At 49.4% G+C, this 24,144-nt stretch carries 21 protein-coding genes; 7 read left to right on the forward strand and 14 right to left on the reverse strand.

The features are described from left to right. Positions 1-187 precede the first annotated feature (187 nt). The 4 genes from nrdD to treR all read right to left on the reverse strand — a co-directional run bounded on the left by nrdD (position 188) and on the right by treR (position 6,912). Positions 188-2,326, reverse strand: coding sequence for an anaerobic ribonucleoside-triphosphate reductase (nrdD, locus tag HUZ68_RS02195; RefSeq protein WP_100030614.1), 2,139 nt, complete (start codon positions 2,324-2,326; stop codon positions 188-190). 393 nt (positions 2,327-2,719) lie between these two features. Next, on the reverse strand, positions 2,720-4,375 hold the full coding sequence (gene treC / locus HUZ68_RS02200) for an alpha,alpha-phosphotrehalase (protein ID WP_089627482.1): 1,656 nt from the start codon (positions 4,373-4,375) through the stop codon (positions 2,720-2,722). Between the two features lie 49 nt (positions 4,376-4,424). After that, positions 4,425-5,846 carry a PTS trehalose transporter subunit IIBC gene (treB, locus tag HUZ68_RS02205; protein ID WP_001299664.1) on the reverse strand — a complete coding sequence of 474 codons (1,422 nt, stop codon included), beginning with the start codon at positions 5,844-5,846 and terminating at the stop codon, positions 4,425-4,427. Between the two features lie 118 nt (positions 5,847-5,964). Beyond that, on the reverse strand, positions 5,965-6,912 hold the full coding sequence (treR, locus tag HUZ68_RS02210) for a trehalose operon repressor TreR (protein ID WP_001181324.1): 948 nt from the start codon (positions 6,910-6,912) through the stop codon (positions 5,965-5,967). Between the two features lie 184 nt (positions 6,913-7,096). On the opposite strand from treR, the gene mgtL reads away from it, so the two are divergent. Both mgtL and mgtA read left to right on the forward strand, forming a co-directional pair. After that, positions 7,097-7,150: a mgtA regulatory leader peptide MgtL gene (mgtL, locus tag HUZ68_RS02215; protein WP_001387276.1), complete on the forward strand. Its 54-nt coding sequence runs from the start codon at positions 7,097-7,099 to the stop codon at positions 7,148-7,150. A 140-nt stretch (positions 7,151-7,290) separates the two neighbouring features. After that, a complete protein-coding gene (mgtA, locus tag HUZ68_RS02220; protein ID WP_001522416.1) occupies positions 7,291-9,987 on the forward strand; it encodes a magnesium-translocating P-type ATPase in 2,697 nt (898 codons plus the stop codon). A 205-nt stretch (positions 9,988-10,192) separates the two neighbouring features. Here the strand turns inward: mgtA and ridA are convergent, their stop codons facing one another. The 6 genes from ridA to bdcA form a co-directional block, all read right to left on the reverse strand. Beyond that, complete coding sequence (ridA, locus tag HUZ68_RS02225; protein WP_000047539.1) at positions 10,193-10,579, reverse strand: 2-iminobutanoate/2-iminopropanoate deaminase; 387 nt, start codon at positions 10,577-10,579, stop codon at positions 10,193-10,195. A 72-nt stretch (positions 10,580-10,651) separates the two neighbouring features. After that, positions 10,652-11,113, reverse strand: a complete 462-nt coding sequence (gene pyrI, locus HUZ68_RS02230; RefSeq protein WP_033815207.1) for an aspartate carbamoyltransferase regulatory subunit — start codon at positions 11,111-11,113, stop codon at positions 10,652-10,654. Between the two features lie 12 nt (positions 11,114-11,125). After that, on the reverse strand, positions 11,126-12,061 hold the full coding sequence (gene pyrB, locus HUZ68_RS02235) for an aspartate carbamoyltransferase (protein ID WP_000013046.1): 936 nt from the start codon (positions 12,059-12,061) through the stop codon (positions 11,126-11,128). A 3-nt stretch (positions 12,062-12,064) separates the two neighbouring features. Continuing rightward, entirely contained in the window at positions 12,065-12,199 is a 135-nt protein-coding gene (pyrL, locus tag HUZ68_RS02240; RefSeq protein ID WP_001296693.1) for a pyr operon leader peptide, read from the reverse strand. Positions 12,200-12,479: 280 nt separating this feature from the next. Continuing rightward, positions 12,480-12,875 (reverse strand): RidA family protein, encoded by a 396-nt coding sequence (locus HUZ68_RS02245; RefSeq protein ID WP_000230274.1) that lies wholly within the window; start codon positions 12,873-12,875, stop codon positions 12,480-12,482. A 130-nt stretch (positions 12,876-13,005) separates the two neighbouring features. Then, positions 13,006-13,719, reverse strand: coding sequence for an SDR family oxidoreductase (gene bdcA / locus HUZ68_RS02250; protein WP_033815206.1), 714 nt, complete (start codon positions 13,717-13,719; stop codon positions 13,006-13,008). Positions 13,720-13,789: 70 nt separating this feature from the next. On the opposite strand from bdcA, the gene HUZ68_RS02255 reads away from it, so the two are divergent. From HUZ68_RS02255 to yjgL, 3 genes are all read left to right on the forward strand, one after another. After that, the gene (locus HUZ68_RS02255; RefSeq protein ID WP_005138394.1) at positions 13,790-14,383 is read left to right on the forward strand and encodes a TetR/AcrR family transcriptional regulator; all 594 of its coding nucleotides are present in this window, start codon (positions 13,790-13,792) and stop codon (positions 14,381-14,383) included. A gap of 144 nt (positions 14,384-14,527) precedes the next feature. Further along, positions 14,528-14,980, forward strand: coding sequence for a toxin-antitoxin biofilm protein TabA (tabA, locus tag HUZ68_RS02260; protein WP_001336307.1), 453 nt, complete (start codon positions 14,528-14,530; stop codon positions 14,978-14,980). Positions 14,981-15,102: 122 nt separating this feature from the next. Next, positions 15,103-16,911: a protein YjgL gene (gene yjgL, locus HUZ68_RS02265; RefSeq protein WP_044807953.1), complete on the forward strand. Its 1,809-nt coding sequence runs from the start codon at positions 15,103-15,105 to the stop codon at positions 16,909-16,911. A 52-nt stretch (positions 16,912-16,963) separates the two neighbouring features. On the opposite strand, the gene argF is transcribed toward yjgL, so the two are convergent. Next, positions 16,964-17,977, reverse strand: a complete 1,014-nt coding sequence (gene argF / locus HUZ68_RS02270; protein WP_000012908.1) for an ornithine carbamoyltransferase — start codon at positions 17,975-17,977, stop codon at positions 16,964-16,966. A 161-nt stretch (positions 17,978-18,138) separates the two neighbouring features. Here argF and rraB point away from each other — a divergent pair, with 161 nt between their 5' ends. Next, on the forward strand, positions 18,139-18,555 hold the full coding sequence (rraB, locus tag HUZ68_RS02275; RefSeq protein ID WP_000002953.1) for a ribonuclease E inhibitor RraB: 417 nt from the start codon (positions 18,139-18,141) through the stop codon (positions 18,553-18,555). A 45-nt stretch (positions 18,556-18,600) separates the two neighbouring features. On the opposite strand, the gene HUZ68_RS02280 is transcribed toward rraB, so the two are convergent. Beyond that, complete coding sequence (locus HUZ68_RS02280; protein ID WP_001059397.1) at positions 18,601-19,104, reverse strand: GNAT family N-acetyltransferase; 504 nt, start codon at positions 19,102-19,104, stop codon at positions 18,601-18,603. 192 nt (positions 19,105-19,296) lie between these two features. Between HUZ68_RS02280 and HUZ68_RS02285 the strand changes: the two genes are divergently transcribed. Beyond that, complete coding sequence (locus tag HUZ68_RS02285) at positions 19,297-20,493, forward strand: YjgN family protein (RefSeq protein ID WP_033815204.1); 1,197 nt, start codon at positions 19,297-19,299, stop codon at positions 20,491-20,493. 55 nt (positions 20,494-20,548) lie between these two features. Here the strand turns inward: HUZ68_RS02285 and valS are convergent, their stop codons facing one another. Next, positions 20,549-23,404 carry a valine--tRNA ligase gene (valS, locus tag HUZ68_RS02290; protein ID WP_001719355.1) on the reverse strand — a complete coding sequence of 952 codons (2,856 nt, stop codon included), beginning with the start codon at positions 23,402-23,404 and terminating at the stop codon, positions 20,549-20,551. Then, positions 23,404-23,847: a DNA polymerase III subunit chi gene (gene holC, locus HUZ68_RS02295; RefSeq protein WP_000786399.1), complete on the reverse strand. Its 444-nt coding sequence runs from the start codon at positions 23,845-23,847 to the stop codon at positions 23,404-23,406. The genes valS and holC overlap by 1 nt, the downstream gene beginning before the upstream one ends. Positions 23,848-24,144: the final 297 nt, after the last annotated feature.

Raw genomic sequence — 24,144 nt, forward strand, 5'->3', positions numbered from 1 at the left:
TTTCGCCTGGCTTATCAGTCCGCGTGTAGACTGCATCCGGTAATCAATGCCTGATGCGACGCTGTCGCGTCTTATCAGGCCTACAGCCGTTGCCAAATGTAGGCCGGATAAGGCGTTTACGCCGCATCCGGCAATCAACGCGGGATGCGACGCTTTCACATCACATCCGGCATTTGCTTAGTGCAGATCAACCTATCTGCCCATTTCCCAAATGTTTAACGCGGCGCTTAACTTCTTCCTGCTTGCCGGCGTTAAACGGACGTGCATCCGGGCTACCTAAATATCCGCACACGCGGCGAGTTACCGACACACGGGAGGCGTCATGGTTACCACATTTCGGGCAGGTGAAGCCTTTGCTGGTGCACTCGAACTCACCGGTAAAGCCACACTCGTAGCACTCATCAATCGGTGTATTGGTGCCGTAATACGGTACATGCTGATAGCTGTAATCCCAGACATCTTCCAGCGCCTTCAGGTTGTGCTGAATGTTTGGATACTCGCCGTAGCAAATGAAACCACCGTTCGCCAGCGGCGGGTAAGGCGCTTCAAAGTCGATCTTGTCGTACGGGTTCACCTTCTTCTCCACATCGAGGTGGAAACTGTTGGTGTAGTAACCTTTATCGGTCACGCCCGGCACCACGCCAAACTCAGCAGTATCGAGACGGCAGAAGCGGTCGCACAGGTTTTCACTCGGCGTGCTGTAGAGACTGAAACCATAACCCGTTTCTTCTTTCCACTGATCCACTGCCTGACGCAGACGTTCAACAATGGCGATACCTTTCGCGCGAAGCTGCTCGTTGTCGTAAACATGCTCGCCGCCGAACAGCGCGTTAATGGTTTCGTGGATGCCGATGTAACCCAGCGAAATAGACGCACGACCGTTTTTGAAGATTTCAGAAACATCATCGTCAGCATTGAGACGCACGCCACAAGCACCTTCCATATAGAGGATCGGGGCCACGCGCGCTTTCACGCCTTCGAGACGAGCGATACGGGTCATCAGCGCCTTACGTGCCAGCACCAGACGTTCATCCAGCAGCTTCCAGAAGGTGGCTTCATCGCCTTTTGCTTCCAGCGCAATACGCGGCAGGTTCAGGCTGATCACGCCGAGGTTGTTACGACCATCGTGGATCTGCTCGCCGTTTTCATTTTCCCACACGCCGAGGAAGCTGCGGCAGCCCATCGGGGTTTTAAACGAACCGGTGACTTTCACTACCTGATCGTAGTTCAGGATATCCGGATACATGCGCTTGCTTGCGCACTCCAGCGCCAGCTGTTTGATGTCGTAGTTCGGATCGCCTTTTTTATGGTTCAGGCCATCGCGAATCGCAAACACCAGTTTCGGGAACACCGCAGTTTTACAGTTTTTACCGAGGCCTGCGATACGGTTACGCAGGATCGATTCCTGAATCAGGCGCGATTCCCAGCTGGTGCCCAGACCAAAACCAAAGGTTACAAATGGCGTCTGACCGTTGGCGGTGTGCAGGGTGTTTACTTCGTACTCCAGCGACTGGAAGGCATCGTAGCACTCTTTAATGGTACGAGAGTTAGCGTAGCCTTCGGCGTCCGGGATGTTCCACTCTTCTGCGGTCTTGCGATGTTTGTTGTAGCTGGCGGTGACAAACGGTGCCAGCACTTCATCGATACGGTTAATGGTGGTGCCGCCATAAATATGGCTGGCGACCTGAGCAATAATCTGCGCAGTTACAGCGGTTGCCGTAGAGATCGACTTCGGCGGTTCAATCTCGGCGTTCCCCATCTTAAAGCCCTGGGTCAGCATGCCTTTCAGGTCGATCAACATGCAGTTGAACATCGGGAAGAACGGCGAGTAATCGAGATCGTGATAGTGAATATCGCCACGCTCATGTGCCTGCACCACGTCACGCGGCAGCAGGTGCTGACGTGCATAGTGTTTAGCCACGATCCCGGCCAGCAGGTCGCGCTGGGTTGGAATCACCTTGCTGTCTTTGTTGGCGTTTTCGTTGAGTAACGAGGCGTTGGTCTGCTCGACCAGACCACGGATCTCCTGGTTCAGGCGACCGCGTTTTTCACGTTCAATGTCGCGATCGTGACGGTACTCGATGTAAGCACGAGCCAGTTGTTTGTATGGACCCGACATCAGCTGGTTTTCAACTGCGGTCTGGATCTCGTTGATATCCACCTGGTTGCGGCCCTGCATCTGCTCGCTGACAACCGCGGCAACAGTGGCGCAATAATCGGCATCATCGACTTCCGCTGCTTTAGCTGCACGCAGAATCGCTTCTTTGATGCGCTCTGATTTAAACGGCACTTTGCAGCCGTCTCGTTTCATCACATGCGGTGTCATGATCGCTCCATATTTTTAAGAACAGGTTATCCACAGAAATTGGGAAAGGCGTTTTCCGGTTTTTTCGTTTCGTTTTCCGGTGCTTTCCGCAATCGCCATCCGCTTATCCACAACGCCGCACCTTTTTCGTGGGGAGCTGTAGTAGCAATTATAGTCGATTAATACAACATATTGGGTTGGGACGCATTTTAAAGTCTATATATAGTGCTTTGCATCAAGGATGTTTTAACTTTTTTTGATGTAGCTCAAAGTAAAAAGCAGAGCGTACGGATGACGGGCGCTACAGCGTTATGTAAATTTTTTAATGAATTTGCTGGTTGAAAAATCAACAAAAACAACATGCTGACAGACAAAACCCCGGAATGACCGGCATTACCGGGGCTTAGGGAAGATTTACTTCTGTAACCACCAGACAGCCTCAAAAGGCCGTAAAGTCATGGCACAGGGTTGTGGTGAGGCTTCTTCGTAGTTATGCATCACAAGCTGCCAGTTGCCGCGCATTTGCCCTGGCTGCCAGGGTTGGATCTCACGGCTAAGGTTAGCAATGACCAGCAAGGTTTGCCCCTTCCATTCACGGCGATAGCACCACAATACAGGGCTGTTTGGCAGCAGATCCTGGTAATTGCCCCATGTCAGAACGGCTTCTTGCTTACGCAGTGCGATTAACTTTTGGTAGGTGTAAAACACCGAGGAATCATCGGCCAGCGCGGCTTCTACGTTGATTTGTTGATAGTTATCACCCAGGCCAATCCACGGTTCGCCAGCCGTAAACCCGGCATTATCGCCGTTGCTCCATTGCATGGGCGTGCGACTGTTGTCACGGGATTTACTGGCGAGGATTGCCAATAACTCGTCGGCATCACGACCATCGTTGCGCAGCTCGGCAAACATATTGAGGCTCTCTACGTCGCGATAGTCAGTAATGCGCGTGAAATGCGGGTTGGTCATGCCAATCTCTTCGCCCTGGTAGATATACGGCGTTCCCTGCATGCCATGCAGCACCATCGCCAGCATTTTTGCCGCAGGCACGCGGTATTCACCTTCATCACCAAAGCGAGAAACAATGCGCGGCTGATCGTGGTTACACCAGAACAAGGCATTCCATGCTACGTTGTGCATTCCTTGTTGCCAGTGGCGGAACAATGTTTTCAACGCCACAAAGTCAGGTTTAGCCAGCGTCCATTTTTCACCACCGGGATAATCGACCTTCAGGTGATGAAAATTAAAGGTCATCGATAATTCACTGCCTGTCAGTGCCGCGTATCGCTGGCAATGCTCAAGGCTGGTGGAGGACATTTCACCTACGGTCATTAACCCGCGTGGCGTAAACACATCGCGGTTCATCTCGTGCAAAAACTCGTGTGCTCGTGGCCCGTCGGTGTAGAAGCGACGCCCGTCGCCATCCAGGTCATCAGGGAAACGCGGGTCTTTGGAGATCAGATTCACCACATCCAGGCGCAACCCGTCGACCCCACGATCGGCCCAGAACTCACAGACTTTTTTCAGCTCTGCGCGTACCGCTGGATTCTCCCAGTTGAGATCCGCTTGTTCTGGTGCAAAGAGATGCAAATAGTACTGTTCGCTTTCCGCATGCCAGCGCCACGCACTACCGCCAAATTTTGAACGCCAGTTGTTCGGTGGCGTTTCTGGTTCGCCATCGCGCCAGATATAAAACTGGCGGTAAGGGCTTTCTTTGTTCAGCGCCTCGCGAAACCAGGCATGTTGGGTAGAGGTATGGTTAAACACCATATCGAGAATGATACGAATCCCGCGCGATTTTGCCTGCGTCACCAGTTCGTCAAAATCGTCCAGCGTGCCGTAGGTGGGATCAATCGCCGTATAGTTCGCTACGTCGTAACCGTTATCGACCTGGGGAGAGACATAAAAGGGGGTTAGCCAGATGGCATCAACGCCCAGTTTATGCAGATAGTCCAGGCGTTGGATAACGCCACGTAAATCGCCGGTACCGCTACCCGTGGTGTCCTGAAAACTCTTTGGATAAATCTGGTAGATAGCGCCGTTTTGCCACCAGTGGGGAAGATTAGTCATTACGTTATTCCTGCAAATGCGAGGGGGCGCAATTGCGCCCCGAAGAAAATTAAACAATGTCCAGCGTGCCCAGGCGGTATTTCCGCTGGTAGATAAACGAGGTGAGTACAATCGGGATGATGATGGCGATAGCCATTGCCAGCGCAAACACCTGCCAGTAGCTCGGTTGAATCGAGAGAATTCCCGGCAGGCCGCCTACGCCGATGCCATTCGCCATAACGCCGTTCAGGCCGCATAGCAATCCTGCCAGACCAGAACCAATCATCGCGCACAGCATCGGGAAGCGATATTTCAGGTTGATGCCGTACATTGCAGGCTCAGTGACCCCAAGCCAGGCGGAGATCGCCGCAGGCACGGAGATCTCGCGTTCATTGTGCTTGCGGCTGGAAATGATAATGCCTATCACGGCGGAGCCCTGAGCGATATTCGACAGCGCAATCAGCGGCCACACTGGCGTACCACCCATGCTTTGAATCATCTGCAAATCAATAGCAAGCGTGGTCTGGTGTACCCCGGTGATCACCAGCGGGGCGTACAGGAAGCCAAACAATGCCGCGCCAATCGGAGCAAAGCTGCCGGTCATCAGGTGACGTACCGCAAAGGCAACGCCATCGCCAATCATGCGACCAAACGGACCAATCAGCGCATGGGCGAGGAACACCGCGAGGATCAGCGAACAGACGGGCACCACCACCAGATAGAGGTAATCTGGCACGATGCGTTTAAGGCGAGTTTCAATAACGCCCAGCGCCAGCCCGGCTAATAGTGCTGGGATCACCTGCGCCTGATAGCCCACTTTGGCGATGCTGAACATGCCAAAGTCCCACACTTCCGGCAGCTGCTGTCCGAGCAGATAAGCGTTCATCAGCTGTGGAGAAACCAGCGTTACGCCAAGTACGATACCAAGGATCGGCGTGCCGCCCATTTTTTTCACCGCTGACCAGCAAATCCCGACCGGCAGGTAGAAGAAGATCGCTTCACCGATCAACCACAGAAAATCGTAGATCGTTTGCAGGGAAGGGTACATTTGCGCCAGCGTTTGACCGTTGCTCATGGGCAAATCGCCGATCACATTGCGAAAACCGAGGATCAAACCGCCGCTGATCAACGCGGGCAGCAACGGGAAGAAGATCTCCGCGAAATGAGAGATCAACTGCTCATGCCATTTCATATTCTGCCGGGCGGCTTTTTTTACCTGCTCTTTATCAACCTGCGCCTGTCCGGTTGACGCTATCAGTGCTTGATAGTAATCACCCACGTTGGTGCCAATCACCACCTGAAATTGCCCGGCATTGGTGAAACAGCCTTTCACCATGGGGAGTTGCTCAATTTCTTTCGGTCTGGCATTGGCCGGTTGGTTGAGGACAAAGCGCAGGCGAGTAATACAGTGGCTCACCGTCGCAATATTGCCGCGCCCGCCGACCAGTTCAATCAACCGATCGATATCCGTTTGGTTTATTTTGCTCATCATAAAGCCCCATGGCAGATGACATTTTTGGTTGGCTGCAGAATATATTGCGCGGAAAAATTTAAAAACGGGAACGTTCCCGAAACGCAGCGAAGATCACAATTTATCGTTTAGGAAACGATCAGGACAGGGTGGCGGGGATGATGATTTGTTGCGGTTCGCTGCGCCCGGTTACCTGTGCGATCAACTGGCAGGCCGCCTGGCGTCCAGCTTCGGCGTAACCGGGATCTACGGTGACGATCTCCGGATGGAGGAATTTCATTAACGGTGTATTACCGACGCTCGCCAGTTGCAAGGTGTCGATGCGTTGCTCTTGCAGGTATTTACTTGCGCCAAGTGCCAGCGTGTCGGTTGCGCACAGTAACGCAGTAGTTTCAGGCGTAATCACTTTTGCCACGTTCTCATAGCCTTGCTTCATAGCAAGGCCTGGCAGGGCGGCAACGGGATGCAGTTTATGCGCTTTGCAGAACGCCAGGTAGGCTTCGTGACGTCGCTTACCGGTTGTCACGTCACTGTGCGGCACGCCGAGATAACTGATATTACGATGCCCCTGGTCATACAGCCGTTGCATCAGGATCTTGATTGCCCCTTCGTCGTCATAACAGACCGAAGCAAAGCCTTTTGCGTCACGCGCCAGCAGAACCAGCGATGACTGCCAGTGGGCTAACATTTCTTCTGTTATGCCAGTAAAACCGAACAGCACTACGCCGTCGATATTACGCCGTTTCAGCACCCCCAAATGTTCGGCAACTAATTGCGGGGAAAACTGACTTTCCATCATGATTGGGTCGTAACCTTGTTCATAGAACGCTGGCAGCATGGTTTGAACGGCGAGATTTTCTGACAACGAATCCAGACGGGTAACAATGATGGCGACCACTTTATCGCTTTGCCCACGCATAGCGCGCGCAGAGCGGGAAGGGGAAAATCCATGCTGATTCATCACTGCTTCAACACGCTCGCGGGTGCGCTGGCTCACGCCGCTTTCGTTATTCAGCACCCGGGAAACTGTAGATTTCCCCACGCCGCTTAAGCGCGCGATGTCTTTGATGGTCAGCCGATTTTGCATCCTGTTGTCCTGTAACGTGTTGTTTAATTATTTGAGCCTAACTTTACCCGTGCATTCAGCAATGGGTAAAGTCTGGTTTATCGTTGGTTTAGTTGCCAGCAGGTATTATATCGCCATAGATGCTACGAATATTATTGGATTCTCCTTATTATTTGCGGCGCTTTTTTCACTTACCGGAGGTTATATGGAACCTGATCCCACGCCTCTCCCTCGACGGAGATTAAAACTTTTCCGGTAAGCCCGTCTTTTCACGGCGTTACCGGATGCGTAAGGCCGTGACGTTTTAACGTCCCTGCTCAGCTTTATTACCTTCAGGTAAGGCTTCGCCACGCCTGAAGACATTTCTGTACTGTTTCAGACAGTGCGGAGGGACTCCTTATGTTTAAAGAAATTTTTACCCGGCTCATTCGCCATTTACCTTCCCGTCTGGTTCATCGTGATCCATTGCCTGGCGCGCAGCAGACAGTGAATACGGTGGTCCCGCCGTCCTTAAGTGCGCATTGCCTGAAAATGGCGGTGATGCCCGAAGAAGAATTGTGGAAAACGTTCGACACCCATCCGGAAGGGTTAAATCAGGCGGAAGTGGAATCTGCCCGCGAACAACATGGTGAAAATAAATTACCCGCACAACAACCGTCGCCGTGGTGGGTACATTTATGGGTCTGCTATCGCAACCCCTTTAATATTTTACTCACCATTCTCGGCGCTATTTCTTACGCCACGGAAGATTTATTTGCTGCGGGCGTTATCGCGCTAATGGTCGCTATTTCAACGTTGCTGAACTTTATTCAGGAAGCACGTTCCACTAAAGCGGCAGATGCCCTGAAAGCGATGGTCAGCAATACCGCGACGGTGCTGCGCGTAATTAACGACAAAGGCGAAAATGGCTGGCTGGAGATCCCGATCGACCAGCTGGTGCCCGGCGATATTATAAAACTGGCGGCGGGGGATATGATCCCGGCAGATTTACGTATCTTGCAAGCGCGGGATCTGTTCGTCGCTCAGGCGTCGTTAACCGGTGAGTCTCTGCCCGTGGAAAAAGCCGCTACCACTCGCCAGCCGGAGCACAGCAATCCGCTGGAGTGCGACACGCTGTGTTTTATGGGCACCACCGTGGTGAGCGGCACGGCACAAGCAATGGTGATTGCTACAGGTGCCAATACCTGGTTTGGTCAACTGGCGGGGCGTGTTAGTGAGCAGGAAAGCGAGCCGAATGCCTTTCAGCAAGGGATCAGCCGCGTCAGTATGCTGCTGATTCGCTTTATGCTGGTGATGGCACCGGTGGTGCTGTTAATCAATGGCTACACCAAAGGCGACTGGTGGGAAGCGGCGCTGTTTGCGCTTTCGGTCGCGGTAGGCCTAACGCCGGAAATGTTGCCGATGATTGTTACCTCGACGCTGGCGCGCGGCGCAGTAAAGCTGTCGAAACAGAAAGTGATCGTCAAACATCTGGATGCTATTCAGAACTTTGGCGCAATGGATATTCTGTGCACTGATAAAACCGGCACCCTGACGCAGGATAAAATTGTGCTGGAGAATCATACCGATATCTCCGGTAAAACCAGCGAACGCGTGCTGCATAGCGCGTGGTTGAACAGTCATTATCAGACCGGACTTAAAAACCTGCTCGATACAGCGGTGCTCGAAGGTACGGATGAAGAGTCAGCGCGCTCGCTGGCCAGTCGTTGGCAAAAAATCGATGAGATTCCGTTTGATTTCGAGCGTCGCCGGATGTCGGTGGTAGTGGCAGAAAATACCGAGCACCATCAGCTGGTTTGCAAAGGCGCATTGCAGGAAATCCTCAATGTGTGTTCGCAAGTGCGTCACAATGGCGAGATTGTACCGCTCGATGACACCATGCTGCGTAAGATTAAGCGGGTTACTGATACGCTGAATCGTCAGGGGCTGCGCGTGGTTGCGGTGGCGACGAAATACCTGCCAGCGCGTGAAGGAGATTACCAGCGGGCGGATGAATCCGACCTGATCCTCGAAGGATATATTGCTTTCCTTGATCCGCCAAAAGAGACAACCGCTCCGGCACTGAAGGCATTAAAAGCGAGTGGAATTACCGTAAAAATCCTTACTGGCGACAGTGAGTTAGTTGCAGCGAAAGTGTGCCATGAAGTGGGGCTGGACGCGGGAGAGGTGGTCATTGGTAGTGATATTGAAACGCTATCTGACGACGAACTGGCAAATCTTGCACAGCGCACCACGCTGTTTGCCCGCCTGACGCCGATGCATAAAGAACGCATTGTGACCTTACTGAAGCGCGAAGGGCATGTGGTTGGCTTTATGGGCGATGGTATTAATGATGCGCCCGCCTTACGCGCTGCGGATATCGGCATTTCTGTGGACGGCGCGGTAGATATTGCCCGTGAAGCGGCTGATATCATCCTGCTGGAAAAAAGCCTGATGGTGCTGGAAGAGGGGGTTATTGAGGGACGTCGCACTTTCGCCAACATGCTGAAATACATCAAAATGACGGCGAGTTCTAACTTCGGTAATGTGTTCAGCGTGCTGGTGGCGAGTGCTTTCTTGCCCTTCCTGCCGATGTTGCCGTTACACTTGCTTATTCAGAACCTGCTGTACGATGTGTCACAGGTGGCGATCCCGTTTGATAACGTCGACGACGAGCAAATTCAAAAGCCGCAGCGTTGGAATCCGGCGGATCTGGGGCGCTTTATGATCTTCTTCGGACCGATCAGCTCGATCTTCGATATTTTGACGTTTTGCCTGATGTGGTGGGTATTCCATGCCAACACGCCGGAAACGCAAACGCTGTTCCAGTCGGGATGGTTTGTGGTGGGCTTACTGTCGCAAACGCTGATTGTGCATATGATCCGCACGCGCCGTGTGCCGTTTATTCAGAGCTGTGCATCGTGGCCGTTAATGATCATGACCGTGATCGTGATGATTGTCGGTATCGCATTGCCGTTTTCACCGCTGGCCAGTTATCTGCAGCTGCAGGCGCTGCCGTTAAGCTATTTCCCGTGGCTGGTTGCGATTCTGGCAGGGTATATGACATTAACCCAGTTGGTGAAAGGGTTCTATAGCCGTCGTTACGGCTGGCAATAAAGAATCAACTGGGCATGGTGACCCGGATTCAGATTGCAGACAAAGTGAGTTTTGTTCATGCCGGATGCGGCGTAAATGCCTTATCCGGCCAACAAATTCAATAAATTGCAGGAATCACGTAGGCCTGATAAGCGTAGCGCATCAGGCGATTTTGCGTTTGTCATCAGACTTAATCCGGGCATGATAGCCCGGATTTCCATCAAGATTAGCGACGAACAGCGATCGCTTCGATCTCAATCTTCACGTCTTTCGGCAGACGGGCAACTTCAACGCAAGAACGTGCCGGGAAGGTGGCGTTGTGTTCGGTGAAGAAGGCTTCGTAAGTGGCGTTTACGGTTGCGAAGTCGTTCAGATCTTTTACAAACACGGTAGTTTTAACGATGTCGCCCACTTTCAGACCAGCGGCTTCGACGATCGCTTTTACGTTATCCAGCGACTGACGTGCCTGTGCAGCGACGTCTGCCGGTACTTCGCCCGTTTTCGGATTTACCGGGATCTGACCGGAGGTGATGATCATATTGCCCAGATCAACGCCCTGTACGTAAGGACCGATAGCTGCCGGTGCATTTTCCGTCGCGATAGTTTTGCTCATGATTTCTCCTTTATTACAGCGGTAAAAAGTCTGGCTCATTATAGGGAGCCAGACTTTTATTACCAACCGCAATTAATTGGCCAGCACCACATTATGGGAAAACTCTTTTTCACAGTATTTGCATTTGAGCGCGATGTCCTTGGCGCGTTTTCGCACGGCAAAGCTGGATGAAACCGGTTCGGCATGGCTGATACAGTTGCTGTTCGGGCAGACCAGCACATTGTCGATGCGCTCCGGCAGACTTGGGCGCGATTTACCCACCACTTCATAGTTGTCGATACGGTTAACCGTGGCTTGCGGCGCATACAATGCCAGTTGATCTACCTGGTCTTCACTCAAAAAGGTATTTTCGATTTTGATCAGATCTTTGCGGCCCATCTCGCCAGAAGGCAGGTTCAGACCGATGGTGATGCGCTGATCCGTTTCGGTCAGCTTGAACAGACTCAACAGCTTAAAACCGATCTGGGCGGGGATATGGTCAATTACCGTGCCGCGTTTAATAGCTTCAACCTGCAATTTATTATCGTGTGTCATCTCTATTTCCCCTTACAGTACCAGATCGCGATTCAGAACCAGTGCCAGTAACGCCTGGCGAGCGAAAATCCCGTTGCCTGCCTGCTGGAAGTACCAGGCGTGTGGCGTTTTATCAACATCCGTCGCAATCTCATCAACACGCGGCAGCGGATGCAGCACTTTCATATTGGCTTTGGCGTTGTGGAGATCGCTGGCGCGAAGAACAAACTGCGCTTTCACGTTGGCGTACTCGGACGGGTCCAGACGCTCTTTTTGCACGCGGGTCATGTACAGGATGTCAACTTCCGCCATCACTTCTTCAATAGAGCTGTGCAGACTCCAGGCGATCCCTTTTTCATCAAGCATATCCAGAATATATTGCGGCATTGCCAGCGCGTCCGGCGCGATGAAGTAAAAACGGTTGCCGTCGAACTTCGCTAACGCCTGAGTCAGGGAGTGAACGGTGCGGCCATATTTCAGGTCACCAACCATTGCGACGTGGAGATTGTCCAGACGCCCCTGGGTTTCCTGAATAGTGAATAAGTCCAGCAAGGTTTGCGTCGGATGTTGGTTGGAGCCATCACCGGCATTCAGTACCGGTACATTGCCGGAAAACTCGGTGGCCAGGCGCGCCGCACCTTCCTGCGGATGACGCATCACTATCGCATCAACGTAAGTGCTGATAACCGAAATGGTATCGGCCAGCGTTTCGCCCTTTTTACCCAGTGATGTATTGGCGCTGTCGGAAAAACCCACCACGCTGGCACCCAGGCGGTGCATGGAAGTTTCGAAAGAGAGGCGGGTACGGGTAGAGGCTTCGAAGAAACAGCTGGCAATGACTTTGTGCTTCAACAGCTCTGGTTGCGGGTTTGCTTTCAGTTTCGCCGCTGTCGCCAGCACCAGATTAAGATCATCGCGACTAAGGTCGTTTATGGAAATGATATGTTTCTGATATAGCGGATTAGCCATCTTTTATCTCCTGACGCCTGGGCAAAAAAAAGCCCCTCGATTGAGGGGCTGGGAATGGGTGATCAACGGGAAGAAAAACGGCAGGCCAGCGTCTTTTTTCAGACGCGGTAAGACAAAATGTCGAACACACTGAACCATACATCCTCCCGGCAAATTGTCCGGCATTATACTCATCGTCAGAAGCGGTGCAAGCATTTGATGCAATATTTTGTCAGCGCAAACGGTTTATATGAATTTAAAGTCAAAATATATGCATTTTTATTTACTGTGATTCTGGAGGGGAACTGTCGTTCGGTATCAATAATTGCAGACATTTCCTGCTTTTTTCTTTTTCACTTTCACGCAATCAGATATGCATTTTATTCCATTCATCCGACTTATAGGGCGGAGTGTGAAAACGAACGGCTAACACTATTGCTTACTGCTCAGGGATGCGCGCTATCACTTTAATTTCAAAATCAAAGCCTGCCAGCCATGTAACACCCACCGCCGTCCAGTTTGGATAAGGTGGGGCGCTAAATATTTCATTTTTCACCGTCATGATGTCTTCGAATTGTTTTTCTGGATCGGTATGAAAGCTCGTAACATCAATGATATCGTCAAAAGTGCATCCCGCAGCTGCCAGGGTCGCATGCAAATTATCAAATGCCAGTCTGACTTGTTGCTGAAAATCGGGTTCTGGTGTTCCGTCCTCTCGACTTCCTACTTGCCCGGAAACAAACAGCAAATCGCCGGAACGAATAGCCGCAGAATAACGATGCTCAGCATACAGTGAATGTCGTCCAGCAGGGAAAACAGCGGTTCTTTCTACCATTTGGTTATCCTCAAGATTTACGACATGAACAGAAGATTTATATTTACCAGGAGCCGCTTTTAGCGGACGACGTGAGTAAACAAAACCCAGACATCATGGGAAATGGCTGGGCTTAATTGAGCGTAGTCGGTTATGCGCCAAACGCGCCATCAATGGTATGCATCGCGCCGGTAACAAAACTGGCTTCTGGCCCTGCTAACCATGCGACCATACCAGCGACCTCTTCCGGTTGCCCATGTCTTTTGATGGCCATAAAACCATGCAACATATCGCGCATTGGCCCGTTGGCGGGATTAGCGTCGGTATCAATTGGCCCTGGCTGGACGACGTTGATGGTGATCCCACGCGGTCCAAAATCACGGGCCAGCCCGCGCGCCATGCCTTGTAGGGCAGATTTACTGGCGGCATAAGCAGCCATGCCTGCAACAGGCATACGATCGCCATTCACGGAGCCGATGATTAAGATGCGCCCGCCTTCGGGCATCTGCCGGGCGGCTTCAACAGAGGCATGGTAAGGAGCATGAATATTGATTTTGAAAAGGCGATCAATATCGTCGGCATTTAATTCCAGGGCATCGCCAAAGACGCCAATACCTGCATTTACCACCAGGATATCCAATGAGCCGCTCTTACGAACGACATCAATGACAGCGTCTCTGTCAGCACTATCTGTGAATACTGCTGTCGCTCCAGTCTCTTGTGCCAGGTGTTCAGCGGCATCTTTCGACCCCGCATAGGTGAATCGTACATTGGCCCCATCGGTGACGAAACGACGTACGATAGCGGCACCGATACCACGACTGCCACCGAGGATGAGAACTGTCTTACCTGTAAAAGCGCCCATAAGGACTCCTTGATTTATTATGTAACATGCATTACAAAACTGTTTTAACTTTCTGTCAACAAGTTTTGTAATGGTCACTAAAAAACAATCTCGCGTTCCAGGTCGTCCCAGACGTTTCGCTCCTGAGCAGGCAGTCTCTGCGGCAAAAGTGCTTTTTCACCAAAAAGGTTTCGATGCTGTCAGTGTTGCTGAAGTTACTGATTATCTTGGTATTAACCCCCCGAGCCTCTACGCGGCTTTTGGCAGTAAGGCTGGGTTATTTAGCCGTGTACTCAATGAATATGTCGGTACGGAAGCTATTCCGCTTGCCGATATTCTTCGTGATGATCGTCCGGTAGGGGAGTGCCTGGCTGAGGTATTAAAAGAAGCGGCGCGCAGATATAGCCAAAACGGCGGCTGCGCTGGCTGTATGGTTCTTGAAGGCATTCATAGTCATGATCCACAAGCGCGTGATATTGCCGTTCAATATTATCACGCCGCAGAAACGGCCATTTATGACTATATCGCCAGGCGGCATCCACAAAGCGCACAATGTGTGACTGATTTTATGAGTACCGTGATGTCAGGGCTTTCTGCGAAGGCACGGGAGGGGCACTCCATCGAACAACTCTGTGCAACAGCTGCACTGGCGGGGGAAGCGATAAAAACTATTCTCAAGGAGTGATGCGGGCCTTGACCCGAAAGGCGGGAACGCGCCTGCCGATAAGTTGTGATAAGACAATAATTCACGCGTTAAGGCTAGCGGAATTGATCATCTTTTCGTATAACGATGGAAATGAAACGTTGTTTTAATTAAGGAGTGGAAAAGATGATCATCGGAAATATTCATAATCTTCAGCCGTGGCTACCCCAGGAGTTACGCCAGGCGATTGAGCATATCAAAGCACACGTTACGGCAGAAACGCCAAAGGGCAAGCACGATATCGAAGGCAATCGTCTGTTTTATCTTATCTCGGAAGATATGACCGAGCCGTACGAAGCTCGCCGTGCGGAGTACCATGCCCGCTATCTCGACATTCAGATTGTGTTAAAAGGTCAGGAAGGCATGACCTTCAGCACACAACCGGCAGGTACGCCGGATACCGACTGGTTAGCTGATAAAGACATCGCATTTTTGCCGGAAGGTGTTGATGAGAAAACAGTTATCCTTAATGAAGGTGATTTTGTTGTGTTTTATCCGGGGGAAGTGCATAAACCGCTGTGCGCAGTGGGCGCGCCAGCCCGGGTTCGCAAAGCAGTAGTGAAGATGCTGATGGCGTGATGACTTTTCGCCGTAAATAACTCCAGGTTTACGGCGAGTTTGTGAAAAGAGCGTTTTTTGATATTTTTTTGTGAGTAAAATTTGTAATGCTTAGACGTTCTTATTAACTCAAGGAGTTCGTCATGAGCAAAATATCAGATTTGAATTATTCTCAACACATTACATTAGCCGACAATTTTAAACAAAAAAATGAAGCCTTAGATACCTGGTATGTGGGAATGAATGATTTTGCCCGAATTGCCGGGGGGCAGAATAGCAGAAGCAATATTCTTTCTCCTAGAGCATTTTTGGAGTTTTTGGCAAAGATATTTACCCTGGGTTATGTGGATTTTAGCAAACGCTCCAACGAAGCGGGTAGAAATATGATGGCTCATATTGAGTCCTCATCTTATTCTAAAGATACTGATGGCAATGAAAAAATGAAGTTTTACATGAATAATCCTGAAGGGGAGCGAGCGGATTTATCTAAGGTGAAGATAGAAATTACACTTGCCTCAGCTTCTACTAAAGGGATTCGTGAAGGACATACAGTCATTATATTTAAACAATCTGATGGTTCGACTAATCGTTATGAAGGGAAGTCTTTTGAAAGAAAAGATGATAGTTCATTACACCTGATTACTAACAAGGTTCTGGCGTGTTACCAACGCGAAGCTAACAAGGAAATAGCGCGTCTATTAAATAATCATCAGAAGTTAAATAATCTACAGAAGTTAAATAATCTACAGAAGTTAAATAATCTACAGAAGTTAAATAATATACAGGGGTTAAATAATATACAGGAGTTAAATAATTCGCAGAAGTTAAATAATTCGCAGAAGTTAAATAATTCGCAGGAGTTAAATAATCCAAAGGAGTTAAATGATTCGCAGGAGTTAAATAACTCGCAGGACTTAAATAATTCGCAGGTGAGTTGTAAAGGTTCAGTTGATTCTACGATTACGGATTTATTAGAAAAATCATTGAATAATGCATTATTAGCAATAAGGAACGAACATCTGCTATTAATGCCTCATGTATGTAGTGAATCGATTTCATACTTACTGGGCGAAAATGGTATACTTGAAGAAATAGATAAGCTCTACGAATTAAATGATCACGGAATTGATAATTACAAAGAAGGTAACAATGAAATTAATGACATCATGATTAACCTGTCTCATATTCTTATTGAATCCTTAGATGATGCAAAGGTTAACCTTACACCGGTCATCGATTCGATGCTGGAGACTTTTTTAAAATTTCCATATATTAATGATGTAAGAATACTGGAGTGGTGTTTTAATAAAAGCATGCAATATTCTGATGATGCTAAAAAGATAAAACATGCATGCTCCGTAATAAATCATATTAATCTTCGCAGCGATCAGTCTAAAATAGCTGAGACATTATTTTTCAATCTCGATAAAGAACCCTATAACAATAGTCCTGAATTACAGGAGTTGATTTGGAATAAGTTGGTTGTATATGTCAATGATTTTAACTTAAGCAATCGAGAAAAAATATATTTAATCCAAAGGCTATTTAGTAATGTTGAGTCTATATTTAATAAAGTACCTGTCAGCATTTTAGTGAATGATATTTTTATGAAGGAGTTTTTTATGAAAAATCCTGAGATGGTTAATTGGTACTTCCCTCAGTTACTTAAGAGCTATGAGGATGAAAAGATTTATTTTGATAAGTTAGGGTATAATTTTAATAATAAAGAGTCTAATGAAGAGATTATGGAAAATCAACCAAAAGATGTTATTAAAGAAAAATTTAATAATGAATTAAAACTTAGGTTTAGAATGATGCAAACTATCTTGAAATCGGAGGTTAATATATTGCCATTTATTGACCAACAGCGTTTAAATACACTAAATCCTCCGGAAAATTTACGTATAGCAATAGAAAAATTTGGCTGGAATAAAAAAACTATCACTGCATAAAATAATGTGATGCCGGGATTTTTTTGTATTTCCCGGCATCTTTATAGAGATATTAATTATTTAATTTACTGAGCGTCGCGACCATCACCGCTTTGATGGTATGCATGCGGTTTTCCGCCTGATCAAAAACAATGCTGGCGGCAGATTCGAAGACCTCATCAGTCACTTCCATTCCGCCATGTAGGCCAAACTCTTCCGCCATTTTCTTACCAAGCGTCGTTTGGTCATCATGGAACGCGGGCAGGCAGTGGAGGAATTTGACCTCCGGGTTACCGGTCAACTGCATCATCTTGCTGTTCACCTGATAATCACGCAGTAATGCAATGCGTTCAGCCCATTTTTCTTTTGCTTCCCCCATCGACACCCACACATCGGTATAGATAAAGTCAGCACCTTCTACTCCCTTGGCTACATCTTCCGTTAGCGTAATATTCCCGCCATTTTGCTGTGCCAGAGCGCGGCATTCCGTAACCAGCGCAGCTTCCGGCCAGCATGCCTGTGGCGCGACCAGACGCAAATCCAGACCGGTAAGCGCCGCAGCTTCGAGCATCGAATTGCCCATGTTGTTACGTGCGTCACCTGCATAGACCAGCGTCATTTCGTTGAATGCTTTACCGGGTAAATGCTCCTGCATGGTGAGGAGATCCGCCAGCAACTGCGTGGGGTGAAACTCATTGGTCAGGCCGTTCCATACCGGCACGCCAGCGTATTCCGCCAGTGTTTCGACAATCTCCTGACCATAGCCGCGATACTGAATACCGTCATACATGCGACCCAGCACGCGGGCAGTGTCTTTAATCGACTCTTTATGACCAATCTGACTGCCGCTTGGGCCGAGATAAGTCACGCGAGCACCCTGGTCATATGCGGCAACTTCGAAAGAGCATCGGGTACGGGTCGAGTCTTTTTCGAAGATGAGCGCGATGTTTTTACCAGTGAGTTTGGCTTCTTCTTTGCCGCTTTTCTTATCGGCTTTCAGCTTCGCGGCTAACTGCAGCAGGCTGTTGAGTTCAGCTGGCGTGAAATCGAGTAATTTCAGGAAATGCTTATGATAAAACCCGGACATAGATCCCTCCTGTGGCTAACGCCTCAATGAATTAAAATTCAATTTATATGGATGATTATTCATTTGCAAGTCTAAAGCATAAATCTTTGTCACAAAGGTGGAGGCAATGTCAGTGGTGTGTGACAATAAGAGTATCGGCAGGACATTAAGAGGAATGAGCCATGGCAAACCCGGAACAACTGGAAGAACAGCGTGAAGAAACACGTTTGATTATTGAAGAATTACTGGAAGATGGCAGCGATCCGGACGCGCTGTACACCATCGAACACCATCTTTCCGCAGACGATCTGGAAACCCTGGAAAAAGCCGCAGTTGAAGCGTTTAAACTCGGTTACGAAGTGACCGATCCAGAAGAGCTGGAAGTTGAAGATGGTGATATCGTGATTTGCTGCGACATCCTCAGCGAGTGCGCGTTGAATGCCGATCTGATCGATGCCCAGGTTGAACAACTGATGACGCTGGCGGAGAAATTTGACGTTGAGTACGACGGTTGGGGCACTTACTTTGAAGATCCCAACGGCGAAGATGGCGACGATGAAGATTTTGTCGATGAAGACGATGACGGGGTTCGCCACTAATTAATTGATTAAAATGCCCGATAGCACACACTAGCGGGCATTTTTTTAGAGTTCGCGCAACATCCGCACTTCACAATCAACATGGCCCGTGCAGCCAAGTGCATAGTCGATATGTTGAAAACCTAAATGTTCATACAAACCAATCGCTTCTTTCAAAAAAGCGGTCGTTTCCAGATAGCAGCGTTTGAAGCCCATTTCTCTTGCCTCCTCCATCGCCTTTAAGGCCAGTTTTTTTGCCAGCCCTTTGCCGCGAATAGCCGGAAGAAAATACATCTTTTGCAGTTCGCAAATGTCCGATTCACTACCTGCTAATGGCGCAATCCCACCGCCGCCGACCACTTCACCCTCGTACTCAACCACCCAATATGCATGACCAGGCTGACTATACACTTGATACAGCTCGTCAAGATTCGGATCGGCGACGGTGTAGCCTTTATCAGCGGTAAGACCGTATTCGGCGGATACCTGACGAATGACGCGGGCGATAGCAGGATTATCCTGCAACGTCAGGCGACGCATTACAGGTGATTGCGGCGCAATGTTATTCATAGTTTAACCCAATAAAAATAAAGTAATTATACATTTGTTTAATACCACTCTCTTCTTACGTGCGCAAGCATCTTATAAAGCAATAAAGTTTTTGCCAGCCTATTACTGATAAGAGTATTGTAACGTGGCAGAACATTTTACTGTCTGTATCTATAAATTATATCAATGGATTTTTTAATTCAGGGAATTTTTATGGCTCAAGTTATTAATGAAATGGATGTTCCGTCCCATTCGTTTGTTTTTCATGGTACAGGTGAGAGATATTTTCTTATTTGTGTGGTGAATGTGTTGTTAACGATTATAACGCTAGGTATCTATTTACCATGGGCATTAATGAAATGTAGGCGTTATCTCTATGCTAATATGGAAGTTAACGGACAACGATTTTCTTATGGAATTACTGGTGGGAATGTTTTTTTTAGTTGTCTTGTTTTTGTTTTTTTCTATTTCGCAATCTTAATGACAGTGTCAGCAGATATGCCGCTTGTTGGCTGTGTTTTGACTTTGTCACTGTTGGTTTTGCTTATATTTATGGCAGCAAAAGGACTGCGTTATCAGGCCTTGATGACCAGTCTCAACGGCGTAAGATTTAGTTTTAATTGCTCTTTGAAAGGGTTCTGGTGGGTAACCTTTTTCTTGCCGATTTTAATGGCCATTGGGATGGGGACTGTTTTCTTTATCTCGACAAAGATGCTACATGCCAATAGTTCAAGTAGTGTTATTATATCTGTGGTTCTGATGGCAATAGTTGGTATTGTTTCCATTGGTAGTTTTAATGGTACTTTATATAGTCTGGTAATGAGTTTTCTCTGGAGCAATACCAGTTTCGGTATACATCGTTTCAAGGTGAAATTAGATACTACGTATTGTATAAAATATGCCATTCTCGCATTTTTAGCTTTATTACCTTTTCTCGCTGTTGCTGGTTATATTATCTTCGATCAAATATTAAATGCGTATGATAGTTCTGTGTATGCAAATGATGATATTGAGAATTTACAGCAATTTATGGAAATGCAACGTAAAATGATAATCGCGCAGTTAATCTATTATTTTGGGATTGCTGTTAGCACCAGTTATTTAACGGTGTCGTTGCGAAATCATTTTATGAGCAACCTGTCACTGAATGATGGGCGTATTCGTTTTCGCTCAACTTTAACATACCACGGTATGCTTTATCGCATGTGTGCGTTGGTGGTGATATCCGGGATTACGGGCGGTCTGGCTTATCCACTGCTGAAAATATGGATGATTGACTGGCAGGCAAAAAATACGTATTTGCTGGGCGATTTGGATGACCTTCCTTTAATCAATAAAGAAGAACAACCAGATAAAGGATTCTTAGCCAGTATTTCACGGGGAATTATGCCTTCTTTACCATTTCTGTAAGAGATAAAAAAGGCCGGAGCATGCTCCGGCCTTCGTTTTCATCACTGTGTTTTGATTACAGCGCGGCGATAACAGCCTGCTGTTCAATCAGTTTCGCTTTCGCTTCCGCATAGCCTTCCAGCTTCTCACGCTCTTTCGCGATGACCGCTTCCGGTGCGCGGGCGACAAAGCCTTCATTCGCCAGCTTGTTCTCGATACGGCTGATTTCGCCTTCGATCTTCGCCACTTCTTTCGCCAGACGCGCCAGCTCATCTTCTTTGTTGATGAGGCCAGCCATCGGGATCAGCAGTTCTGCGCCGTCGATGATCTTCGTAACGGAAACCGGACCTTTGTCATCGGCAGGCAGCACGGTGATGCTTTCCAGACGCGCCAGGGTTTGCAGGAAGCCACGGTTTTCATTTACGCGACGTTCTGCATCCGCGCTGCAACCACGCAGCAGCAGCTCCAGCGGTTTGCCCGGCGCGATATTCATTTCTGCACGGATGTTACGTACCGCAACGATCGCCTGTTTCAGCCACTCGGTGTCGGCCAGCGCCGCTTCATCAACCTGAGATGCATCGTACTGCGGGAACGGCTGCAGCATGATGGTGTCGGCAGTGATACCGCAAAGTACTTTCACACGCTGCCAGATGGTTTCGGTGATGAACGGAATGATCGGATGCGCGAGGCGCAGCAGACCTTCCAGTACAGTCACCAGCGTATGGCGAGTACCGCGCAGTTCGGCGTCTGTTCCACCATTCATTACCGGCTTGGTCAGCTCCAGATACCAGTCACAGAACTGGTTCCAGGTGAATTCATACAGAATGCCTGCGGCAATATCGAAACGGAAGCTGTCCAGCGCTTCGCGGTACGCTTTGATGGTCTGGTTGAACTCTGCCAGAATCCAGCGATCCGCCAGCGACAGCGTCATTTCACCGCCGTTAAAGCCGCAATCCTGACCTTCTGTGTTCATCAGCACAAAGCGGCTGGCGTTCCACAGCTTGTTACAGAAGTTACGGTAGCCTTCCAGACGCTTCATATCCCAGTTGATGTCACGACCGGTAGACGCCAGTGCCGCCAGGGTGAAGCGCAGGGCATCGGTGCCGTGCGGCTCAATACCGTTCGGGAACTGCTTCTCGGTGCGCTTACGGATTTTGTCCGCCAGCTGCGGCTGCATCATATTGCCGGTACGTTTTTCCAGCAGTTCTGGCAGCGAAATACCGTCAACCATATCCAGCGGGTCGATAACGTTACCCTTGGATTTGGACATCTTCTGGCCTTCGTCGTCACGAATCAGACCGGTCATGTAAACAGTGTGGAACGGCACCTGCGGTTTGCCATTTTCATCTTTGATGAAGTGCATGGTCATCATGATCATGCGGGCAATCCAGAAGAAGATGATGTCGAAGCCGGATACCATCACGCTGGTTGGGTGGAACTGACGCAGGGCGTCGGTGTTTTCCGGCCAGCCAAGGGTAGAGAAGGTCCACAGTGCAGAAGAGAACCAGGTGTCGAGAACGTCTTCGTCCTGACGCAGGGCAACGTCGGCACCGAGGTTATTTTCCTTGCGCACTTCTTCTTCGTTACGGCCAACATAAACGTTACCTGCTTCGTCGTACCATGCAGGGATACGGTGACCCCACCACAGCTGACGAGAGATACACCAGTCCTGAATATCGCGCATCCAGGAGAAGTACATGTTTTCGTACTGCTTCGGTACGAACTGAATGTCGCCGTTCTCAACCGCTTCAACCGCCGGTTTCGCCAGTACATCGGCACGCACGTACCACTGGTCGGTCAGCATTGGTTCGATAACTACGCCGCCACGGTCGCCGTAAGGAACGGTCAGGTCGTGCGGTTTAATTTCTTCCAGCAGGCCGAGTGCGTCAACCGCAGCAACGACCGCTTTACGTGCAGCAAAACGCTCGAGTTTCTGGAACTCTGCCGGGATTTCGCTGGAATAAACGTCAGATTCGTTACCTTTGGTATCGAACACCTGGGCGCTTTTACGGATATCGCCGTCAAAGGTCAGGATGTTGATCATCGGCAGCGCGTGACGTTTACCCACTTCATAGTCGTTAAAGTCGTGCGCCGGAGTGATTTTCACGCAGCCGGTGCCTTTTTCCATGTCGGCGTGTTCGTCGCCAACGATCGGAATACGACGGTTAACCAGCGGCAGAATGACATATTTGCCAATCAGATCTTTGTAACGCGGATCTTCCGGGTTAACGGCTACGCCAGTATCGCCCAGCAGGGTTTCCGGACGGGTAGTCGCGACCACCAGATAATCTTTACCGTCTGCGGTTTTCGCACCGTCAGCCAGCGGATAGCGGATGTGCCACATCGAACCTTTCGATTCGCGGTTTTCCACTTCCAGGTCAGAGATAGCGGTGCGCAGTTTCGGATCCCAGTTTACCAGGCGTTTGCCACGGTAAATCAGGTCTTCTTTATACAGACGAACGAAAACTTCTTTCACCGCATTGGACAGGCCTTCGTCCATCGTGAAGCGTTCACGCTCCCAGTCGACGGAGTTGCCGAGACGGCGCATCTGACGGGTAATCGTGCCGCCGGATTCCGCTTTCCATTCCCAAATTTTGTCGATGAAAGCTTCGCGGCCGTAGTCGTGACGGGTTTTACCTTCTTCTGCGGCAATCTTGCGCTCAACGACCATCTGGGTAGCGATCCCGGCGTGGTCAGTACCGACCTGCCACAGGGTGTTTTTGCCCTGCATGCGCTGATAGCGGATCATGGTATCCATGATGGTTTGCTGGAAGGCGTGACCCATATGCAAACTGCCGGTGACGTTCGGCGGCGGGATCATGATGCAGAAACTCTCCTGGCTTTCATCGCCATTAGGCTTAAAGTAGCCCTGCTTTTCCCAGTGCTCGTAAAGCGGCTGTTCGATATCTTGTGGGTTATATGTCTTTTCCATTATTTCCAGGTTGCCGTATTCAGGTTGAAACCAGCCACGCGGTAGGCTTTATAGCGTTCGCGCGCCAGTTGTTTCAGAGAATCTTCATAAGGAACGAAGTCTACCACTTCTGTGAAAGCGGTGGCAAAATCTGCAAAGCTTGTTCGCAGACTAATCAATATATCGCGCGGGCTGCTGCTGCGTTTTTGCGGCCAGGCGATCTCCACCGGCGCACCGCCGCGCGGTCCTTCTCCCGCTAAATTATGCGGAACAAAGCTTTCTGCCGGACGCGCCCACAGGGCTTCATCCAGCCGGTAAGCCTGCTTTTCATCTTCACAGGCGATGAGCACGCGCTTACCGCTGCGCCAACGTTCTGCGGCAATTTCACACACCAGTTGCTCAACGGCGCTTAAGCCATCGACGGTGGTGTCATTGTCCAGAAGGTAGAACGTCGCGTTTTTCATAAATGGGGCTTCTTGTGGTGGATTTAAATACGCATCAGGTATACACCGCAGCGCCTGATGCGACGCTGTTGTGTCTTATCAGGCCTACGAGTTCAGTGCTGTGTGTAGGTCGGATAAGGCGCTCACGCCGCATCCGACAATAACAGCATTGCCTGATGCGACGCTGCCGCGTCTTATCAGGCCTACGAGTTCGGTGCTGTGTAGGTCGGATAAGGCGTTCATGCCGCATCCGACAATAACAGCATTGCCTGATGCGACGCTTGCGCGTCTTATCAGGCCTACGAGTTCAGTGCTGTG

It is taken from the genome of Shigella dysenteriae, from assembly GCF_022354085.1.
GTDB classification, from domain to species: Bacteria; Pseudomonadota; Gammaproteobacteria; order Enterobacterales; family Enterobacteriaceae; genus Escherichia; species Escherichia coli.

Coding starts and splice junctions, on each gene's coding strand:
- HUZ68_RS02280 (WP_001059397.1), bottom strand. CDS start 19,104: ATGAATAACATTGCGCCGCAATCACCTGTAATGCGTCGCCTGACGTTG.
- mgtA (WP_001522416.1), top strand. CDS start 7,291: ATGTTTAAAGAAATTTTTACCCGGCTCATTCGCCATTTACCTTCCCGT.
- valS (WP_001719355.1), bottom strand. CDS start 23,404: ATGGAAAAGACATATAACCCACAAGATATCGAACAGCCGCTTTACGAG.
- pyrI (WP_033815207.1), bottom strand. CDS start 11,113: ATGACACACGATAATAAATTGCAGGTTGAAGCTATTAAACGCGGCACG.
- HUZ68_RS02285 (WP_033815204.1), top strand. CDS start 19,297: ATGGCTCAAGTTATTAATGAAATGGATGTTCCGTCCCATTCGTTTGTT.
- treR (WP_001181324.1), bottom strand. CDS start 6,912: ATGCAAAATCGGCTGACCATCAAAGACATCGCGCGCTTAAGCGGCGTG.
- treC (WP_089627482.1), bottom strand. CDS start 4,375: ATGACTAATCTTCCCCACTGGTGGCAAAACGGCGCTATCTACCAGATT.
- nrdD (WP_100030614.1), bottom strand. CDS start 2,326: ATGACACCGCATGTGATGAAACGAGACGGCTGCAAAGTGCCGTTTAAA.
- HUZ68_RS02245 (WP_000230274.1), bottom strand. CDS start 12,875: ATGGTAGAAAGAACCGCTGTTTTCCCTGCTGGACGACATTCACTGTAT.
- pyrB (WP_000013046.1), bottom strand. CDS start 12,061: ATGGCTAATCCGCTATATCAGAAACATATCATTTCCATAAACGACCTT.
- yjgL (WP_044807953.1), top strand. CDS start 15,103: ATGAGCAAAATATCAGATTTGAATTATTCTCAACACATTACATTAGCC.
- pyrL (WP_001296693.1), bottom strand. CDS start 12,199: ATGGTTCAGTGTGTTCGACATTTTGTCTTACCGCGTCTGAAAAAAGAC.
- tabA (WP_001336307.1), top strand. CDS start 14,528: ATGATCATCGGAAATATTCATAATCTTCAGCCGTGGCTACCCCAGGAG.
- bdcA (WP_033815206.1), bottom strand. CDS start 13,719: ATGGGCGCTTTTACAGGTAAGACAGTTCTCATCCTCGGTGGCAGTCGT.
- treB (WP_001299664.1), bottom strand. CDS start 5,846: ATGATGAGCAAAATAAACCAAACGGATATCGATCGGTTGATTGAACTG.
- ridA (WP_000047539.1), bottom strand. CDS start 10,579: ATGAGCAAAACTATCGCGACGGAAAATGCACCGGCAGCTATCGGTCCT.
- argF (WP_000012908.1), bottom strand. CDS start 17,977: ATGTCCGGGTTTTATCATAAGCATTTCCTGAAATTACTCGATTTCACG.
- holC (WP_000786399.1), bottom strand. CDS start 23,847: ATGAAAAACGCGACGTTCTACCTTCTGGACAATGACACCACCGTCGAT.
- HUZ68_RS02255 (WP_005138394.1), top strand. CDS start 13,790: ATGGTCACTAAAAAACAATCTCGCGTTCCAGGTCGTCCCAGACGTTTC.
- rraB (WP_000002953.1), top strand. CDS start 18,139: ATGGCAAACCCGGAACAACTGGAAGAACAGCGTGAAGAAACACGTTTG.